This is a genomic window from Chryseobacterium shigense (assembly GCF_014207845.1).
GTDB lineage: Bacteria > Bacteroidota > Bacteroidia > Flavobacteriales > Weeksellaceae > Chryseobacterium > Chryseobacterium shigense_A.
The window spans coordinates 178,924-198,090 of the sequence record NZ_JACHLC010000002.1 but is presented as its reverse complement, the minus strand read 5'-3'; the positions used below and the strand labels follow the sequence as shown (position 1 = coordinate 198,090).

At 38.0% G+C, this 19,167-nt stretch carries 15 protein-coding genes; 7 read left to right on the top strand and 8 right to left on the bottom strand.

The window, feature by feature from the left end:
* Positions 1-35: 35 nt before the first annotated feature.
* The gene (fumC, locus tag HNP36_RS10715; RefSeq protein WP_184162882.1) at positions 36-1,430 is read right to left on the bottom strand and encodes a class II fumarate hydratase; all 1,395 of its coding nucleotides are present in this window, start codon (positions 1,428-1,430) and stop codon (positions 36-38) included.
* A gap of 137 nt (positions 1,431-1,567) precedes the next feature.
* Between fumC and HNP36_RS10710 the strand changes: the two genes are divergently transcribed.
* Together HNP36_RS10710 and HNP36_RS10705 are read left to right on the top strand one after the other, a co-directional pair.
* Entirely contained in the window at positions 1,568-3,175 is a 1,608-nt protein-coding gene (locus HNP36_RS10710; RefSeq protein WP_184162878.1) for a fumarate hydratase, read from the top strand.
* A 93-nt stretch (positions 3,176-3,268) separates the two neighbouring features.
* A complete protein-coding gene (locus HNP36_RS10705; protein WP_184162875.1) occupies positions 3,269-3,553 on the top strand; it encodes a hypothetical protein in 285 nt (94 codons plus the stop codon).
* Between the two features lie 98 nt (positions 3,554-3,651).
* On the opposite strand, the gene HNP36_RS10700 is transcribed toward HNP36_RS10705, so the two are convergent.
* Complete coding sequence (locus HNP36_RS10700) at positions 3,652-4,521, bottom strand: helix-turn-helix domain-containing protein (protein ID WP_184162872.1); 870 nt, start codon at positions 4,519-4,521, stop codon at positions 3,652-3,654.
* Between the two features lie 150 nt (positions 4,522-4,671).
* Here HNP36_RS10700 and HNP36_RS10695 point away from each other — a divergent pair, with 150 nt between their 5' ends.
* Both HNP36_RS10695 and HNP36_RS10690 read left to right on the top strand, forming a co-directional pair.
* Entirely contained in the window at positions 4,672-6,750 is a 2,079-nt protein-coding gene (locus HNP36_RS10695; protein WP_184162869.1) for a T9SS type A sorting domain-containing protein, read from the top strand.
* 219 nt (positions 6,751-6,969) lie between these two features.
* Positions 6,970-9,804 carry an alpha-amylase family glycosyl hydrolase gene (locus tag HNP36_RS10690; RefSeq protein ID WP_184162866.1) on the top strand — a complete coding sequence of 945 codons (2,835 nt, stop codon included), beginning with the start codon at positions 6,970-6,972 and terminating at the stop codon, positions 9,802-9,804.
* 36 nt (positions 9,805-9,840) lie between these two features.
* Here the strand turns inward: HNP36_RS10690 and HNP36_RS10685 are convergent, their stop codons facing one another.
* From HNP36_RS10685 to HNP36_RS10660, 6 genes are all read right to left on the bottom strand, one after another.
* Entirely contained in the window at positions 9,841-11,010 is a 1,170-nt protein-coding gene (locus tag HNP36_RS10685) for a hypothetical protein (RefSeq protein ID WP_184162863.1), read from the bottom strand.
* Positions 11,011-11,012: 2 nt separating this feature from the next.
* Positions 11,013-11,825 (bottom strand): hypothetical protein, encoded by an 813-nt coding sequence (locus HNP36_RS10680; protein WP_184162860.1) that lies wholly within the window; start codon positions 11,823-11,825, stop codon positions 11,013-11,015.
* A gap of 72 nt (positions 11,826-11,897) precedes the next feature.
* The gene (locus tag HNP36_RS10675) at positions 11,898-12,077 is read right to left on the bottom strand and encodes a hypothetical protein (protein ID WP_184162857.1); all 180 of its coding nucleotides are present in this window, start codon (positions 12,075-12,077) and stop codon (positions 11,898-11,900) included.
* A 26-nt stretch (positions 12,078-12,103) separates the two neighbouring features.
* Positions 12,104-12,814 carry a hypothetical protein gene (locus tag HNP36_RS10670; protein ID WP_184162854.1) on the bottom strand — a complete coding sequence of 237 codons (711 nt, stop codon included), beginning with the start codon at positions 12,812-12,814 and terminating at the stop codon, positions 12,104-12,106.
* A 112-nt stretch (positions 12,815-12,926) separates the two neighbouring features.
* The gene (locus tag HNP36_RS10665; protein ID WP_184162851.1) at positions 12,927-13,706 is read right to left on the bottom strand and encodes a hypothetical protein; all 780 of its coding nucleotides are present in this window, start codon (positions 13,704-13,706) and stop codon (positions 12,927-12,929) included.
* Between the two features lie 12 nt (positions 13,707-13,718).
* Positions 13,719-14,468 carry a hypothetical protein gene (locus HNP36_RS10660; protein WP_184162848.1) on the bottom strand — a complete coding sequence of 250 codons (750 nt, stop codon included), beginning with the start codon at positions 14,466-14,468 and terminating at the stop codon, positions 13,719-13,721.
* 445 nt (positions 14,469-14,913) lie between these two features.
* Between HNP36_RS10660 and prfA the strand changes: the two genes are divergently transcribed.
* From prfA to HNP36_RS10645, 3 genes are all read left to right on the top strand, one after another.
* On the top strand, positions 14,914-15,999 hold the full coding sequence (gene prfA / locus HNP36_RS10655; RefSeq protein WP_184162845.1) for a peptide chain release factor 1: 1,086 nt from the start codon (positions 14,914-14,916) through the stop codon (positions 15,997-15,999).
* Between the two features lie 92 nt (positions 16,000-16,091).
* Positions 16,092-16,766: a hypothetical protein gene (locus tag HNP36_RS10650; RefSeq protein ID WP_184162842.1), complete on the top strand. Its 675-nt coding sequence runs from the start codon at positions 16,092-16,094 to the stop codon at positions 16,764-16,766.
* 164 nt (positions 16,767-16,930) lie between these two features.
* Positions 16,931-18,967, top strand: coding sequence for a prolyl oligopeptidase family serine peptidase (locus HNP36_RS10645; protein ID WP_228456342.1), 2,037 nt, complete (start codon positions 16,931-16,933; stop codon positions 18,965-18,967).
* Positions 18,968-19,167 lie beyond the last annotated feature (200 nt).

Sequence of the window (19,167 nt, the reverse complement as noted above, 5' to 3'; positions counted from 1 at the left end):
GGCTTTTCTGCTATTTAGTCTGTAATTCCAGCAATTTATTTCAGGCTTCCTACCATATCTTCAGGCTTCACCCATTCATCAAACTGTTCGGCAGTTAAAAGTCCCAGGTTAACAGCCTCTTCTTTTAAGGTAGTTCCGTTCTTGTGGGCTGTTTTTGCAATTTTTGCAGCATTTTCATAGCCGATATGGGTATTTAGGGCCGTAACAAGCATTAATGATTTGTCTACAAGCTCTTTAATTCTCTCGTGGTTAGGTTCAATACCTTCAGCACAATGATCATTGAAGGAAATACATGCATCCGCAATCAACTGGGCAGATTGAAGGAAATTGTAAGCCATCACAGGCTTGAAAACATTCAGCTCATAATTTCCCTGTGTTCCTGCAAAAGAAATCGTAGTATCATTTCCGAGAACCTGGGCGCAAACCATAGTCATTGCCTCATTTTGTGTAGGATTTACCTTTCCCGGCATAATTGAGGACCCCGGCTCGTTTTCCGGAATGTGAATTTCACCAATTCCTGAACGCGGTCCTGAAGCCAGTAACCTGATATCCTGGGCAATCTTAAATAAAGATACAGCCAATTGTTTTAAAGCTCCATGAGACTCTACAATCGCATCGTGAGCGGCTAAAGCTTCAAACTTATTCTCAGCCGTGATAAATGGATGATGGGTAAATTTGGCAATGTATTCTGCAACCTTCACATCATAACCGTTCGGGGTATTAAGACCTGTACCTACAGCAGTTCCGCCTAAGGCAAGTTCAGAAAGATGAGGTAATGTATTTTTTAAAGCTCTCAACCCGAATTCAAGCTGGGCTTTATATCCTGAAAACTCCTGTCCCAATGTAAGTGGAGTGGCGTCCATAAGGTGGGTTCTCCCTATTTTTACGATATCTTTGAAAGCTTCTGCTTTTTCAGCAAGCGTATTCTTTAGTTTTTCAACGGCCGGAATTGTTACTTCAACCACCTTTTTATAAGCGGCAATATGCATCGCTGTGGGATAAGTATCATTGGAAGACTGGGATTTATTCACATCATCATTCGGATGAATTTCAGATTGGTCACCTAAAGTTCCGCCGTTATTAACGTGTGCCCTGTTTGAGATTACTTCATTAACATTCATATTCGACTGGGTTCCCGAACCGGTCTGCCAGATCACTAATGGAAACTGATCATTTAGCTTTCCGTTAAGAATCTCATCACACACTTTACCAATCATATCTCTTTTTTCTGCCGAAAGAACTCCAAGATCAGTATTGGTATAGGCTGCAGCTTTCTTTAAATAAGCAAAAGCTTCAATGATCTCATGCGGCATAGAACCTTCCGGTCCGATCTTAAAATTATTTCTTGAACGTTCAGTCTGTGCTCCCCAAAACTTGTCTGCGGGCACCTGAACATCTCCCATAGTATCCTTTTCGATTCTGTAATTCATTGTGATTGAAATTTTTATAAAGTTAATCATAAACGAAGAAACCCGCAATTTATAATCATTATAAATATCAATGCGGGTGACTGATTTTACTCATGTTTTTTAAGGATGACGTATTTTTGCATTAAAGAAAAAGTAGAATGGATTTTAGATATCAGGATCCGTATCCGATCCAGAAAGATGATACGGTGTATAAAAAGCTTACATCAGATTATGTAAAGGTTGAAATGTTAGGAGACAGGGAAATTTTAACGGTTGATCCGAAAGGGCTTGAACTTCTTGCTGAAGAAGCTATGGCTGATGTTTCTTTCATGCTCCGTTCTTCACACCTTGAAAGTCTCAGAAGAATCATCGATGATCCGGAAGCTACTGATAATGACAGATTCGTGGCTTATAACCTGTTACAGAATGCCGCGGTTGCTGTTGAAGGAGCTCTTCCTTCATGTCAGGATACAGGAACGGCTATTGTTATGGGAAAAAAAGGGGAAAATGTTTATACCGGAGTTGATGACGGCGAGTATCTGAGCAAAGGGATTTACAATACCTATCAGAAAAGAAACCTCAGATATTCCCAGGTAGTGCCTTTAACCATGTTTGATGAAAAAAATTCAGGATCAAACCTTCCGGCACAGATTGATATCTATGCCAAAAAAGGAGATTATTATGAATTTTTATTTTTAACGAAAGGAGGAGGTTCCGCTAACAAAACATTCTTATATCAGAAGACCAAATCATTATTAAATGAAAAGTCTCTTGAAGAATTCGTTAAAGAAAGAATATCCGATCTTGGAACGGCTGCATGCCCGCCATATCACCTTGCACTTGTAATCGGGGGAACTTCTGCTGAAGCGAATCTTGCTGCCGTGAAAAAAGCATCAGCAAAATATTATGACCATCTTCCGACAGAAGGAAGTGAGGCAGGACAGGCCTTCAGAGACCTTGAATGGGAAGCCAAAGTTCAGAAAATCTGCCAGGAAAGTGCAATCGGGGCACAGTTCGGAGGAAAATACCTTACCCATGACGTAAGAGTAATCAGACTTCCGCGTCACGCTGCTTCCTGCCCGGTTGGAATGGGAGTTTCATGCTCTGCAGACAGGAATATCAAAGGAAAGATTACCAAAGAGGGGATTTTCCTTGAGCAGCTTGAACAGGATCCAAAAAGATTTTTACCGGATACACCTCCGCATCTCGAAGAAGCTGTTGCAATTGATCTGAATAAGCCGATGCCCGAAATTTTGGCAGAACTATCAAAATATCCTATCAAAACAAGGTTGAAATTAAACGGAACCTTGATTGTTGCCAGAGATATTGCCCATGCAAAGATCAAAGAGATCATCGACAGTGGAAAACCAATGCCTGAATATTTCAAAAATCATCCTATCTATTATGCAGGACCAGCGAAAACTCCGGAAGGAATGGCCTCGGGAAGTTTCGGACCGACAACTGCCGGAAGAATGGATGTGTATGTGGATGAATTCCAGAGCCACGGGGGAAGTATGATCATGCTTGCCAAAGGAAACAGAAGTAAGGACGTAACCAATGCGTGCGGTAAATACGGAGGCTTTTATCTTGGATCTATCGGAGGACCGGCTGCTATTCTTGCCAAAGACAATATCGTTTCCGTAGACGTTGTGGATTTCCCGGAATTAGGAATGGAAGCAGTAAGAAAAATCGAGGTAAAAGATTTCCCTGCGTTTATTATTACCGACGATAAAGGCAACGATTTCTTTGCTGATCTTGCTCATTAATTAGTTTAAAATCAAAATAAATTATAAAATAGGGCTTGTATCTTTTGTATACACCACAAAAAAGTCCTATTTTTGCCTAAAATCTTTAAGAGAATGATAACGATTTTATCAGCATTTTGGCCGTTCTACCAGTTCCTTTGGACCATATTCTTTATTACTATGTTCCTGGTTGGGTTCTGGTGTATCTTCATGTTCTTCGGTTTGGTAATCCCAATGTGGTTAACTGAAGGCCTGAAAGAATATTTTGGAAAAGTAAAGCCTTTCGATCCTGAAGATATCAGAAGAAAAGAGCTTAATGAGCAGGAAGGTGTAGAAGTAATCTTCAGTAATCCTAAAGGGAACGGACCTTTCATCCACGATCACGGACATCATCATTAATTGATTGTCATTGCTTTTTCACATGAATTCTGAAAAAGTAATATCAAAGCAAAACAACATATATAAACCGCTTAATTTTTTAGGCGGTTTTTTTATTTTTATCCGTTTCTCAGTTTCTCAGGGGAAACTCCAAATTTCTTCTTGAATGCGCGGGTGAAATTCTGCACATATTCATAGCCGCATTCTATAGCAATTTCTTTGATCATAATATCCTTATCAATAATCATTTTCTTTGCCTTAAGCATTCTCAATTCCGAAATATAATCTGTCACAGTCATACTATATTGAGCCTTAAATTCTTTTCTGATCTTATTCTGGCTGATACCTGTTAATTTTCCGATATCTTCTGCTCTGATATTTTTATGGTAGTTTTCATCAATGAACTTTTTAACGGCAAAAGAAACTCCCGGTTCCTCCTCCATTTTATTTTTTTCATTGAACTGCTCAAAAATAAGGATGAGAAGCTTAATGATTTTGGCTTCAACAAACAATCTCTGCATCATCCCTTTTTTTGAATAGCCGATTAACTCTTTTACAATCATATGCATTTCCACAGTCATATACGGAGGTGTTCTTTTATGCAGGAAAATATAATTGTTCCTGATCATGTTTTCAAGAATTTCAGCATTTTCCTTACTGGATTCCGGGTCAATCAGATTAAAGATATATTGGTAATTAATCTGTATCTGGAAATATTTTATTGTTTCCTGGTTTTCTGTCCAGAGTTCCGTTGTGCTTTCCCGGGAAGAATAGTGAAGAATATACTGGTTTTTTCTGAACAGGAATTTTGTATCACAGTCATTAGCTTCCAGCCGGATATTGGGACTCAGCAGAAAAAGGAGGCTGAAACTGGCCTTACTTTCAATCATATGCAACCTTGAAAATTTTTCAGGCTGTTGATCTTCCTGCATCACAATCTTGATGTTTTCGGAGCTGAACAGTAATCCGTTCTTGGATAGATTCTTCATATGAAATCGTTTTACAGGATGGTACAATTTGAAATAAAACCTTTACACAGGATAACAGAAAGTTTGGTAATGATAACTCGGCGTTAAGAATGTAAGGTAATTTTGCGCAAAATTAAATTAAATTTAGAATAATTAAAAATAATATTTAATATGTTTCAAAATTTACATTTTGCAATACGTAAAATAAGAGCAGGTCTGACTGTGCTAATCATTGCAGGAAGTTATCTATATGCCCAGCAATGGGAGGATGTAGGAGGTGTAACAGGAGTTTCAGCATCAGGAAGCAGTTATAATAATCTGGTAGTAGATCAAACCGGAAATTATTACCTTTCCTATTACGATACTTCCGTTGCCAAAGGCTCTGTGCAGAAATTTAACGGAACTTCATGGTCTTATGTCGGAGGAAATGCAGGAATTACAGAAGGAACAGCAACCTTTAATTCATTATCAGTTGATGCTGCCGGAAATATTTTTTACACCAACCAGATTGGTTATCCCGGGTCAGGAATTGCGGTACAGCAGTTTAACGGGACTTCATGGTCATCGCTTCCCAATGTTACAGCATCAGCAGCTAATTATCATGCCTCAGCCGTATCTCCATCCAATGTGCTGTTTACATTTGGAGGGCAAAATTCAGGAACAGTGCAGCGTTATGTGAACGGAGCGTGGGAACAGGTAGGAAATACAGGATTTTCCAACGGAGCCTCGTTTGCAGAAATGGTTATAGGATCTGATCAGAAAGTATATACCTGTAATGTATCTGCGGGAGTAAGGGTGTATCAGAACAGTACCTCTGCTTCGGCTACAGATACATGGGATTTGGTTGGAGGAAGTATTGTTGATGCTGCTTCCTCTTCGGAACAGTACACATCAGATATTGCTATAGACGGGAATAACAATCTTTATGTAGCTTATGTTTCCAGTTCAGACAACGGCCAAAAATTAAATGTGAAAAAGTTTGAAGGAAATGCGTGGGTACAGCTTGGTGAAGCCAACTTTTCAAATGGCAAGGTACAGCATGTGGCTATAGCGGTTACTTCTTCGGGACAGCCTTATGTTGTTGCCAGCCGCTTTGAAAATGATAATCTGTTGAGAAATACAGTTTATAAATTTGATGCAGCCGTACAGAATTGGGTAAATCTTGGTGGAGATTTTATTTCTGCCGGAGAAGCAAGATACAATGACCTGGCTATAGACAGGGTAAATAATTATCTGGTACTGGCTTATTCAGAGGGTCTTACCAAAGTGAAAAGGATTTCTTTGGACGGAGTTCCGCCGGGTTGTACCAATACAGATCCGGGAAGTAATCCGGGAGATACAGGCTGTGTTACCTTTACTTACCGCGGACAGCAGGTTACTTATGCAACTGTAAGAGGAGGTGACGGAAAAATATGGCTTCAGCAAAATCTCGGAAGTTCTCAGGTTGCTTCTGCAATGGGGGATGAGGCATCATACGGAGACCTTTTCCAATGGGGAAGATGGGATGACGGGCATCAGCTTAGAAATTCAGCTACGGCTGCTCCAACATCACCTAATTCACCGGACGGATTAAACGGTCTTAATGCCTTTATCATCGGATCTCCTTCATGGTGGGGAACATTTGCGGCTACCGATAAATGGACGGCTTCAAATCCTGCCAATGTTTCCGGTACTGCCGGAGCAGATCCGTGCCGTGCCGTAGGATCAGGCTGGAAAATGCCGTCCCAGGCTGAATGGACGGATATTGTTAACGCAGAAAATATGGACAATCCGGGAACAGCTTACAACAGCCGCCTGAAACTTCCGGCATCCGGTTACAGAAGTTCTTCATCCGGAGCTCTTACTTTTACAGGGCAGAGAGGATATTTCTGGAGCTCGGATACATCAAACTCAGGAGGGAAGTATCTGTATATAGGTTCTACCATTGCCAATCCTTCATCCGGAGCTATGAGAGGGCAGGGATCTGCAGTGAGATGTATTAAAACGGCTTCCGCACTGGGAACATCAGATATCATTAAAAATACTGAAACAGCAGGGATATATCCTAATCCTACCAATGGTATTCTTAACATCAAAGCAGATTCACTGATTGAAAGCGTGAATATTATCAATATGGTTGGACAAAGACTTAATAACGTGCAGTTCAACAACAACCAAATCAATTTGAACGGTCTTCCGAATGGAATTTATATTGTAGAATTAAAATTAAAGAACGGACAGAGCTTTTCTAAGAAAATTATTAAAAATTAGGTCCTGATACGTTTGATTGATTGACAAAGGCTTTTTCAGGAAAGCCTTTTGTTATGAAATACACAGATTGATTTATTTTAAAACATAGTTCATTACAATTGGTTTTATTACAAAGACTCGTGATTTTTTTCCACGGGTCTTTTTTTGTGGCATCTTTTCAATAAAAAAATGAACGGCTTAAAGAAAAATAAATCCTATATTCGATAAAAAAATAATAAAATGAGAAAATTTTATTCCCTTATTTACCTGTTTATTACAGCTTTTGTTTTTGGACAGATTAACTATACAGTTACTCCCAATCCGTTCAATGAAACAAATACTGTTACTTTAACAGTTCCGGGAGATCAGATTGATGAAACAGCGTGGGGCGTTTCGAATAATGCCGTTTATATCTGGTCGTGGTCTCTGGATACCAATTACCAGAACAGCCAGGATTGCCCTACAAACGGGAGCTGGAATAATTCCAATGAACTGAATAAACTTACTTATAATTCAGGAACCGATACTTATTCCATGACCTTTACTCCAACTACTTTTTATGGAAGAACAGGAATCGGAAGATTTGGATTTTTATTAAAAGATAAAACCGGATCTCACCAAACTCCGGATACCTTTGTGAATGTTGGAATTTTAAATTTAAGCCTGACCAATCCGGCAGCCAATAGCTTAACGACAGTTCCGGCAGGAAACTCAATTAATATAACTGCAACAACCAATGTCGCAGCAACATTTCAGTTAAAGGCAAACGGAGCAGTTGTAAATTCTACTTCTACACCTTCACAATCTTACAATTACAGTTATACGGTGACTCAGGATGCGAACATGGAACTGATTGCAACAGACACCAATTCAAATACCAAGAATGCCACTTTCATGCTGCAGGTTCCCAGAAATGTAGTTTCTGAAGCAATTCCAGGATGGATCAGACAGGGAATTAATTACAGCCCTACAGATCAGACGAAAGTAGGACTTGCCCTGTATGCTCCATATAAAAACTTCGTGCACGTTATCGGAAGTTTTAATAACTGGACCGTGAACGACACGTATTTAATGAAAAGGGATACAACAAACCCTGATCTTTACTGGATTGAGCTAACGGGACTTACTCCACAGCAGCTGTATACTTTCCAGTACAGAACAAATGATATGAAAATTGTGGCTGATCCGTTCTCACCACAAATCCTGTCTTCTTATGATGACCAGTGGATCTCAGCTGCTACTTACCCGAATTTACCGGCATTCCCGGCTGGGCAGAACTTTGAGGTATCTACGTTCAAAACAGGACAAACTCCTTATAACTGGCAGGTAACCAATTTCCAAAGACCTGCTAAGGAAAACCTGATGGTGTATGAATTACTTCTGAGAGATTTTACACAGGAAAAAAACTGGCAGTCATTAATCAATAAGATACCATACTTAAAGAATTTAAATATTAATGCTATTGAGCTCCTTCCTATTATGGAGTTTGAAGGAAACCTTTCCTGGGGCTACAATACTTCTTTCCACTATGCCTTGGATAAAGCATATGGAACTCCTGAAAAATTCAAAGAATTTGTTGATCTGTGCCATCAGAATGGAATAGCGGTTATTCTGGACATTGCATTTAACCATGCAACAGGCCGTTCACCATTGGCAAGACTTTGGAATATTGACCCGGATGGAGACGGTTATGGTGATATCGCAGCCAATAACCCTTATTTTAACCAGGTTCCGAAGCATTCCTATAATGTATTTAATGATTTCAACCATACAAGTCCTTCAACTCAGTATTACGTTGAAAGAAGTCTTCAGCAGTGGCTTACTGAATATCATATTGACGGATTCCGTTGGGACCTTACCAAAGGATTTACACAAAGCTGCTCTGAAAATGATGAAACCTGTACCAATGCTTACCAGCAGGACAGAGTGGATATTATGAAAAACTATGCCGATAAGCAGTGGGCAATTGATCCGAATTCTTATATGATCTTCGAACACCTGGGGACAGACGCAGAAGAACAGCAATGGGCCAACTACAGAATTGCTGAAGGAAAAGGAGTAATGCTTTGGAATAAGCAAACCGATCCTTACAACCAGAATACAATGGGTTATAAAGAAAACAGTGACTACGACAGGATGAATCACAGTCTTCACGGCTTCACAAATATGTCTGCTGTAGGTTACGGAGAAAGCCATGATGAAGAAAGATTAATGTTTAAAAACCTTGCTTACGGAGCGGTTAACGGAGGGTACAATGTAACTAACCTTAATACGGCACTTGAAAGAATGAAAACTTTCGGAGCGACATTTTTCACAATTCCCGGCCCGAAAATGATCTGGCAGTTTGGTGAATTGGGTTATGAATTCAGTATCAACAGATGTGCAGACGGTTCCATAAACAGCGGATGCAGAACGGATGAAAAACCTATTGCTTTTACACTAGGATATGATACGAATGCAAACAGAAAATCAGTATATGATACCTGGGCTAAAATCATCAATATCAGAAATACTTATCCGGTTTTCAAATCGAAGACCTATTCAATCGAATCTAATAATCTGACCAATGATCCTGATGGGTTAATCACAAGAATTTATGTATATGATAATTCAGTAGCAGGAGTGAAAAACGTAGTGGTTCTGGCTAACTATACTACTTCATCCCAGAATGTGGTTCCTTACTTCCCTTATACAGGCCAATGGCAGAATCTGATGGATAACTCTGTTTCGAATATTGCTTCTACAACGGCTCCTATTACTTTACAGCCGGGAGAATTCAGAATTTTCGGAAACTATGCCGGAGCATTATCTACAATGGATGTGAATGCGGCTAATAAACTGTCACTTCAGATTGCAGATAACCCTGTGAAGAACGGTCTGGCAAAATTGGTTTATAGCAAAGCTAAAAACGGAGAGATCTTTATTTTTGATATGAGCGGTAAAAAAATGGATTCGTTTAAACTAAATGCAGAGAACGGAACCTATGAACTGAAGGCGAATTACCCGGCTGGAACCTATCTGGTTCACCTTAAAGCTGAAAACGGAATGGCAATTCAGAAAATGATTATCAAATAAATTGAATTTGAATTTAAATAGTAACAGAGGCTGCTTTTAGTGGCCTCTTTTTTTATCCGGTGATGCAGAAATGTTTTTTATAAAGTTGTTTGCATAATTAAACACAAGAATATAGAATATAATAACAGTAATCAATCCGCTATCAAAAGTTATTTTATCAAACTGGAAGGTAAAAATCTGCTTAATAGTGTTTATGATATACACAGGAAAATATAAAATTTTTTCCCAGTTAAAAATAAGTTGGGTAGTAATGAAGTAGATCAGAATGGCATAATTGAAAAAGCCATAGCCCAAAAGAAACCCTTTTTTCTCCCTCTTTTCTTTTAGCCAGCTAAAGGGTTTTGTAATAAAACGTTTAACCTCGGATTCGGACTTTTGAAGAAGATTGGACGTAGAAGTAAGATCGGATAGCAACCAATACCCATCAGATCTTATGAAAGGAAAAACCTGTAAAAGGCAATAGCAGGCAATAAAATAGGCCAGATAAAGCGAAGATGCATCATGGGTGAGTAAATAAATACCGTATAAAATCAGCATACATAATAGCTGCATATAAATTCCTGCCAGATTGGTAATCACTCTTTCTTGCTTATCGGCATGCCATACAGAGGAAATATTTGAATATAAAACCGGAAATATAAAATAAATCCCGAAGCCTATTTCCCCGTTCTTTCCGGTAAACTTCCTGCAGGCGGCAATATGGCCCAGCTCATGTAGGAACATGGTTGAGGTATAGATCACAACAACCCAGACAGGTGAAATGTTTGTAAAAGATGATAATGGGGTGTTTATCATTATGATAACCTGCAGTACAACAAGCAGTGAAAAGGTAATCCAGAACAGTTTTTTATTGAACAGGAAAGTGATAAATGAAGCTGTTTTTCCGGCAACAGAAGGTTTTAGGAGTTCCTTTTGAAATTTAATAAAGCTTTTCGGCTCTTTTGTTTCCGTAACAGAATGATTGAAAATAGGAATTTCTTCGAAAACTTTTTCGGTAAAACCCGCGAACTCTATTTCGCTGAAGTCATTGCTTTCAAAATCAGAATTAAAGTGTGTGGCAGCTTCTTTATAATTTTGTGATGTAGAAAGAATGTCGATTAATTTTTTTGTATCATCATTGATGATAAAATGTGTCCCGGAAACTTCCAGCACCCATTTCCCGGTTTGATATGGCGATAAAAAATAATCTGTTCGGATCAAAGACATAATTAATTATTTACAAGATCTGAAACAAGCTCTTCATTGTTACTAAGGTCAGAAATAGTTTCATCAAGCCATCGCACGATCTCCTTATAATCATTTTCTAAGGCTATATTTCTTGCATTGATAAACTGTTCTTTGCTGTAGGCTATAAGCTCTTCGGCAATTCCTGAAACATAAAATACCCTTTCTTCAAATTTGTCGAGACCGGATTCGTTATCAAGATTGTTTTCTTTTATAAACTCTTCTACACGTGACCTCACATAAGTCCATTGGTCGTTTTGAATATCTGCAGATAAATCTTCTATATCATCATTCATTTGTATTCCTTTGAAAATAAAAGTGTAAACTTCCTTCAGTTTCTCAGTGTTACCTCGTGACGAAAAAATATAATTCAGACCAATAATGGGAATGAAAGCAAGAGCGTGTTTTGCAACGGCATATTCCTCAAATTCTTTCAGGGTAAGAATCGGTTTAATAAGGGTATTATGCTTTTCTCTCGAAAGAGTAGTGTAATATTGAAGATTATTTTCATCAAGATGATCCCAGAATCCATGATCTTTTGGGAAAATTTCCGTCATGATTCTTACCGATTCCTGATGGCTTTTTACAGCTGAATAAAAGTCATAATTCTTAACCTCAATGCTGTTAACTTTATAATCTCCGTCTATAATTTTATCCATTTCAAGAGTAAAATAACAAAGATGCTCTATTGAAGTGGTAAACTTTTGAAGAAGCTCTTCATCATTAATAATGAAATTTTCCTTTAAAAAATAAGCTTGATTTCTAAAGAAATATAGCTGAGGTTGCGTATCTGCCATAGCTGTTTATTTAAATTCAAAAGTACCTGACTGTAATCAGGTACTTTGTAATTAACTTAAAGTCAAAACCAATTATCTGAATGTTCCCGGGTTAGTTGTTCCTGGATCAGTTGGAGTTGTTCCGCCACATGTTGGTTTTGGATTACATGGTTTTGGCTCACACGGAGCTGGATTGCAGTAGAATGTAAATTCTTTACGCTCTTCAAGTTTTTCGATTGAAAATTTTGCTAATTTTTCATTTAAATTGTTCATAATAAAAATTTATAGGGTTAAAAAAATTATAAAGGTCTTGCCAATACATTAAGCTTGTCTCCTGATCCGCTTCCGAAAACGATACGGAAAGCATCAGATGCATATCCGGATGCCGCACCTCTTCCTGATAAAGCGATGGTATAAGTTCCGGCAGGAAGTACCAGCTCACAGCTTGGGTTTAATTTGAAAGAACTGTTTACTGAGTTTGAAGATCTGTTGGAAAAAACAAACTCATCAACCACATAGCTGGCACTGGTGTCAATTCCGCTTGATGCAGGTGCACTCGTAAAAGCAAGAGCAGCTGCAATTATTCTTGCCTTTCCGTCTGATAATGTTCCTCCTGATGAATTTTGTACATTCGCAGAAAGATTAGAGGAAATGTAAACTACTGATCTTTGCTTAAGGGTAAAAGATGTAGAAAGCAAATTTGGGGTTGAAGCATATGTTCCGTTACCGGCAACATTTAATGTGGCATTGGCTGCAATGGCATCAGCTCCGGGAAGTGTATATGTTCCAAATGTTTCCAGGCCTTTTTTCACGGAAGTATCTCCATTGCTGTCTACATAAAGAGGAACCGTAGTATCAGCTCCGGTAAAAGCACTGGCATTATTCGTTATATTAAGTCCGTCTATTCTTACGGTAGGAGAAATTAAAGCTGTGCCCGTACTTCCAATATTGTCATCGATGATGCTGGAAGTTCCTCCCACATGAAGTTTTTCCTGAGGCTGGGTTATCATAATCCCGACATTTTGCTGGGCAAAAATATGTTGGCTTATGGTTAATAAAACGCCGGCAGATATTATTTTAAGATTGTTTTTCACGGTTGAAATAATTAAATTATAAATTGAATTACTGTGCAGGATATGCTATAATACTTATTGTATCAGATCCTCCTCCATAAGTTATTCTTAATGGAGTTTGGGCAGAATTGGTTGCTGCGGAAAGCGTAACGGCTAAAGTGTAATCTCCTGGAATGAGATATAAAGTATCATCGGATATAGTATAAAGTATTCCGTTAGTTACTTCGGTACTGTTTACAACATTATTATAGGATTTGACAGATTCTCCAAAATAGGTATTTAAAGAAATAGGACTTCCTGAAGGCACTTTTGAAAAACTGAATTTTGTTCCCCATGTTCTGTTGGAGCCATCTGTAATAGGAGTTCCGTCAGATGCTTTTCCAAATTTAAAGCTCGTAGAGGTGTTAAACTTAACAATACTTGGTGATGTTAAAGTGAAATCAAAGGAACGGATAACAGCATTTGTAGTTGTGGTTGCTGCTGTTTGATTGATAACACCAGCAGAAGGAATGTAGTCTTTTTCAATGTTTGACGTATTGATGGGATCAATCATTACTATCGGTGTGATAGTTTGAGATAACACAAGATCTCCGTTATCCGTTACAGAAACAGAGTGAAGATGTTCCGTCTTCGATTGATTTGTATTATTCAGTCCGTTTATCCTTACCGTTGGGCTTACAATATTCACTGAAGTCCCGGAAACAGGCTTGGTAGAAACAGTTCCTGAAATATGCAGTGCTTTTTGTGGAAGCTGGGTTGATATTCCTATCTGGGCTATAACATGAGTGGTGCTCAAAATAAAGCAGCTCAAAATAATTATATTTTTCATAGTTTGGTTTTTCTAATAGCTTGTAGGGGTAATACTGATGATCATTTGCTGTGAAGGCTGGGAGAGATTATTAACGCTGTCTGGTTTGTTGACTTCGAAATCCAGAATGCTGGATTGAGAGTAACCATATAAAGCTAGCGTATAGGTGCCTTTAGGGAGATACATATCTTTTCTAGGTTCAAGATAAAAGATACCTGCCGCCTGAGATTCACCGTCATCAGTTGTATTAAAGGGGATTATTACCTGCCCGAATGCAGTGTTGGTAAGAACACCTGAAGGAGCAGACGTGAACTTGTAGTAAGTCCCGAATAATCTTGCCTGTCCGTTTCTTAAGGTCTGCCCTGTAGTCGTGAGTCTTGAAAGCTCATCTGATGCAGTCATTCCCACTTTTGCTTCTACATGTACAATTGACGGATATTCCAACGTAAATGTCTGGCTTGCTACAGCACGGTCGGTACCTCCGGAAATTACAGTATCCGGTAAAGTGATTTTATAGGCTAGATTAGTCTGACTGTTATTGGCAATGACCAGGGTTCCGTTTGAATCCGCATATACTCTTTTTACAGAAGATGAGTTTTCATGTGCGGGATTATTTGTACTGTTTAATCCTTCAATTCGTATCACAGGCTGTAGTATACCTGTCCCGGATCCGGATATCTGCAAAGCCTGTTTAGGGGAGGAGGTGTTTATTCCTATCTGTGCGAAATAATGCGTACTGAAAAGCATAGCCGTTATGGCCATGAATAATTTTTTACTCGTCATTTGTTTGTGTGTTTTTTGTGTTCGCTTTAACTTCAGGAAGTTGAAACATTGCAAATGTATAAAAATTATTTTTTTAAAATTGCTAATTTTTCAAAAAAAAGCACGAAAAAATGTATTTTTAATTATTTTAACTAATTTTTATTAATTTATTTTAACTATTTATTAAAAAAAATTTAAATTTTATATTTTGTTTTTATTTTGAATGATGCTCAATTATAAATTGAGATTGAAATTTTAGTTGCGGTAATATGGCTATATTATTATGACGATTATAGTAAATCAATAAAAATAGAAAGAAAATTCATAATTGTATTTGGTGCATATTAAAATATGCCTGGTGAAAATTATTCATCTCCACTTCAAAGAAGGTGTTTATATGAAGTCTTTTCTCTGAAATTAGCACATCTGTAAATCAATCCGTATCTTTGCAAACTAAATTTTTGCTATGTCTAAGAGTTTAATTCCAAAACTGGAAGCTATAAAACAAAGATATAATGAGGTTGCTGATCTTATTATACAGCCTGACGTTATTTCAGATCAAAAAAAATATTCTTCTTTAAATAAAGAATACAGTGATTTGGGAAAGATTGTAAGAGTTTACGATCTGTACAAAGGTGCTTTGGATACCATCGAAGAATCTGATGAAATTATTGCAGACGGTTCGGACAGGGATCTGGTGGATCTGGCCAAAGAAGAAAAGCTGGAAGCCCAGGCTAAAATTCCGGATTTGGAAGAAGAATTAAAAGTTCTGCTGATTCCTAAAGATCCTGCGGACGACAAAAATATCATTGTAGAATTACGTGCAGGAACAGGAGGCGATGAAGCGGCTATTTTTGTAGAAGACATCTACAGAATGTATACCATGTACTTCAAAACAAAAGGCTGGAGACATGAGGTAACAGATTCCAATGAAGCTGCAAAAGGCTATAAAGAACTCATCATGAAGGTGGAAGGTGAAGGTGTATACGGGATTATGAAATTTGAATCCGGAGTTCACCGTGTACAGCGTGTTCCTGAAACAGAATCTCAGGGAAGGGTTCATACCTCTGCCATTACTATTGCAGTACTTCCGGAAGCTGAAGAAGTGGATGTGGAGATTAATCCTGCAGATATCGAGATGCAGACATCCCGTTCAGGAGGTGCCGGGGGACAGAACGTTAACAAGGTAGAAACCAAAGTGCAGCTTACTCACAAGCCTTCAGGTTTGGTGGTAGTATGTCAGCAGGCACGTTCTCAGCTGGCTAACCGTGAGCTGGCTATGGAAATGCTTCGTGCAAAATTATATGATATTAAACTTCAGGAAGTTCAGGGAGATATTGCTGCTCAGAGAAAAACAATGGTTTCCACAGGAGACCGTTCCGCCAAGATCAAAACTTACAACTATCCTCAGGGAAGGGTAACAGACCATAGAATTAATAAATCCATGTATAATCTGGATGCCTATATGAATGGGGATATTTCTGAAATGATAGACGCAGTTATCATGGCGGAAAATGCAGAAAAGATGAAGGGAGAAGAAGAAAATTATTAAGAAATAAATTATAAATTAAGCTCTTGAATCTCAAGAGCTTTTTTTGGCTTTGAGCTTATTGAATTTGAACCGAATTAAGAAACAAACTGAATATGAAAAATTTTAAAATCATTATATTTCTGATGCTGTCCATACTGAGTCAAAATCTTTTTGCCCAGACAGAAGTGAAGAAACCATCAGAAGTTTTTGAAATGTACTTCGGAACCTTTGTTAAAAATGACGATGCTGCGCTTTCCAGGCTTAATGATTATTTAAAACCTACCGTAGAAGGAGAAAATGCTTACCAGGTAGATTTTAAAACAGTTGCTCAGGATATGATGAAAGAAAGTACGGATAACTTTTTATCTGTTTTTTCCCAGGCTACAGCAGATGCCTGCAGAAAAGAAGCTGAAGCATACTTTACAGCTATGATAGAGAATTTTAAAAACGGAAAACTTTCTGTTAAAGATGTAAAAATTATCCGGAATGAATATGTGGAAGACCAAAAAATTGCTGAGGTTACTTATTCCGTAAGCTTCAGGGTGCCTGCAAAATTTGCCGATATTCCATCGGGAGATGTTAAAACGGTTAAGCCTGAAGACCTTAAGAAATATCTTTTTCAAAGTGTACAGGATTTTAAAAATGCAGATAAAATAGTATCAACAGAGCAGAAATTCAGTTTATATCAGCTTAGTGAAGGCGGAAAAATATACTATTGGAATGGAAGCCCCGATGAAATTGTTTCAGGATTAACAGATTTTTATTTTGAAAGTTTCGGAACTAAATAAGTATCCCTTTAAAATATAATACTCTTTAAGAGAAAGCTCTGGTTTCAGGACTTTTTTTATTTCACATACTTTATGTATTTTTGATAAAACCCTTGATTATGAATTTTAAGCCTATCTTATTAACCGCTGGAGTTTTGTTTTCAGCAACTTTTTATTCTCAAAAAATGAATTATCCTAAAGCAGTAAAAGGAAGTCAGACGGACACTTATTTCGGTAATGCCGTTGCAGACCCATTCAGAGACCTTGAAAACGATTCTGATGCCACAAAGAAATGGGTAGATGATGAGGTAGCCTACAGCCAGAATTATCTTTCAAAAATTCCATTCAGAAATAAAATTAAAGATCAGCTTACAGAAATATGGAATTACGAGAAAATCTCAGCGCCATTCAAAGAAGGAGACTATACTTACTATTATAAAAATGATGGTCTTCAGGCGCAGTCTATTTTATACAGAACAAACAATAAGACCAAGGCAACGGAAATATTTTTAGATCCGAATAAATTTTCAGAAAAAGGAACAACGTCACTTTCCAATCTGTCGTTCAACAAAAAAGGAAACCTTGCGGCATACTCAATTTCTGAAGGCGGAAGTGACTGGAATAAAATCATCATTATCGATGCCGTTACCAAAAAACAGCTTGACGAAACACTTCTGGACGTAAAATTCAGCGGAATTTCGTGGCAGGGTGATGAAGGCTTCTACTATTCCAGCTATGATAAACCGAAAGAAGGAACCGTACTTTCCGGAATGACCGATAAGCATAAAGTATATTTCCATAAATTAGGAACAAAACAGTCTGAAGATAAATTGATTTTCGGAGGTGATAAAACACCCAGAAGATATCTTGGAGCAGGGGTTTCGGAAGACCAGAGATATCTGATCATTTCTGCTGCCAATGCAACCAATGGAAATGAATTGTACATTAAAGATTTGAAAAAAGGAGGTGATTTTGTACAAATTAATAAAGGATTTGATATCAATGTTAGTATTGTAGATACTCACGGTGATGATCTTTTTATCTTTACCGATAAAGATGCTCCTAACATGCGTCTTGTAAAAACCAGCATTGCCAATCCTTCACCGGAAACCTGGAAAGATGTGATCCCGCAGACAGAAAATGTTCTGGGAATATCTACCGGAGGCGGATATTTCTTTGCAACCTACATGGTTGATGCCATCGACAAGGTAAAGCAGTTTGATAAAACAGGAAAACTTATCCGGGAAATTGCCCTTCCGGGAAAAGGGAATGTAGGCGGTTTTGGAGGTAAAGAAGAAGAAAAAGAGCTTTATTACTCTTTCAGCAACTATATTACACCGGGGACCACTTATAAATTCAATGCAGATTCAGGAAAATCGGAAGTTTATCAGAAGCCGAAAGTGAAATTTAATCCGGACGATTATATTTCTGAACAGGTATTTTACACCTCAAAAGATGGTACAAAGGTTCCAATGATGATTAATTATAAAAAAGGAACAAAACTGGATGGCAAAAACCCCACAATCCTGTATTCTTATGGTGGGTTCAACATCAGTCTTCAGCCTTCATTCTCCGTAGTTAATGCAATTTGGATGGAAAACGGAGGAATTTATGCAGTGCCAAATATCCGCGGCGGTGGTGAATATGGTAAAAAATGGCACGATGCAGGAACAAAAATGCAAAAGAAAAACGTTTTCGAAGACTTTATTGCTGCAGGAGAATATCTGCAGAGCAAAGGCTATACTTCAAAAGAATATATGGCATTATCTGGAAGATCGAATGGCGGATTGCTTGTAGGTGCAACCATGACTATGCGTCCTGATCTTGCAAAGGTAGCCTTCCCTGGTGTAGGAGTTCTGGATATGCTGAGATATAATAAATTTACAGCAGGTGCAGGTTGGTCGTATGATTACGGAACAGCAGAAGACAATAAAGAAATGTTCGAATATCTTAAATCTTACTCCCCCGTACATAATGTGAAAAAAGGAACATGTTACCCCTCCACAATGATTATTACAAGTGATCATGATGACAGGGTGGTCCCTGCACATTCTTTTAAGTTCGGTGCAGAACTTCAGGAAAAGCAAAGCTGTAAAAACCCGGTTTTATTGAGAATTGAGAAAAATGCAGGCCACGGAGCCGGAAGGTCAACTGAACAGGTAATCAGTGAAAATGCAGACCTTATTTCCTTCGCTTTATATGAAATGGGAATATCTAAATAGTAGAGTCTGAATATAACAGTTTCGGCCGCCCGCAGGGCGGCCGAAACTGTTATATATGTTTACTTTCTGATCTTATTTTTTGCCTGTTGATATTCTCAAGAACTGAAAAAAAGCAGAACTGAAACCAAAAAGATTAGCTGCATCAAATGGTGAATAAACGTGTGAATATTATATTATTTTTTTTATATGATATTGAAATA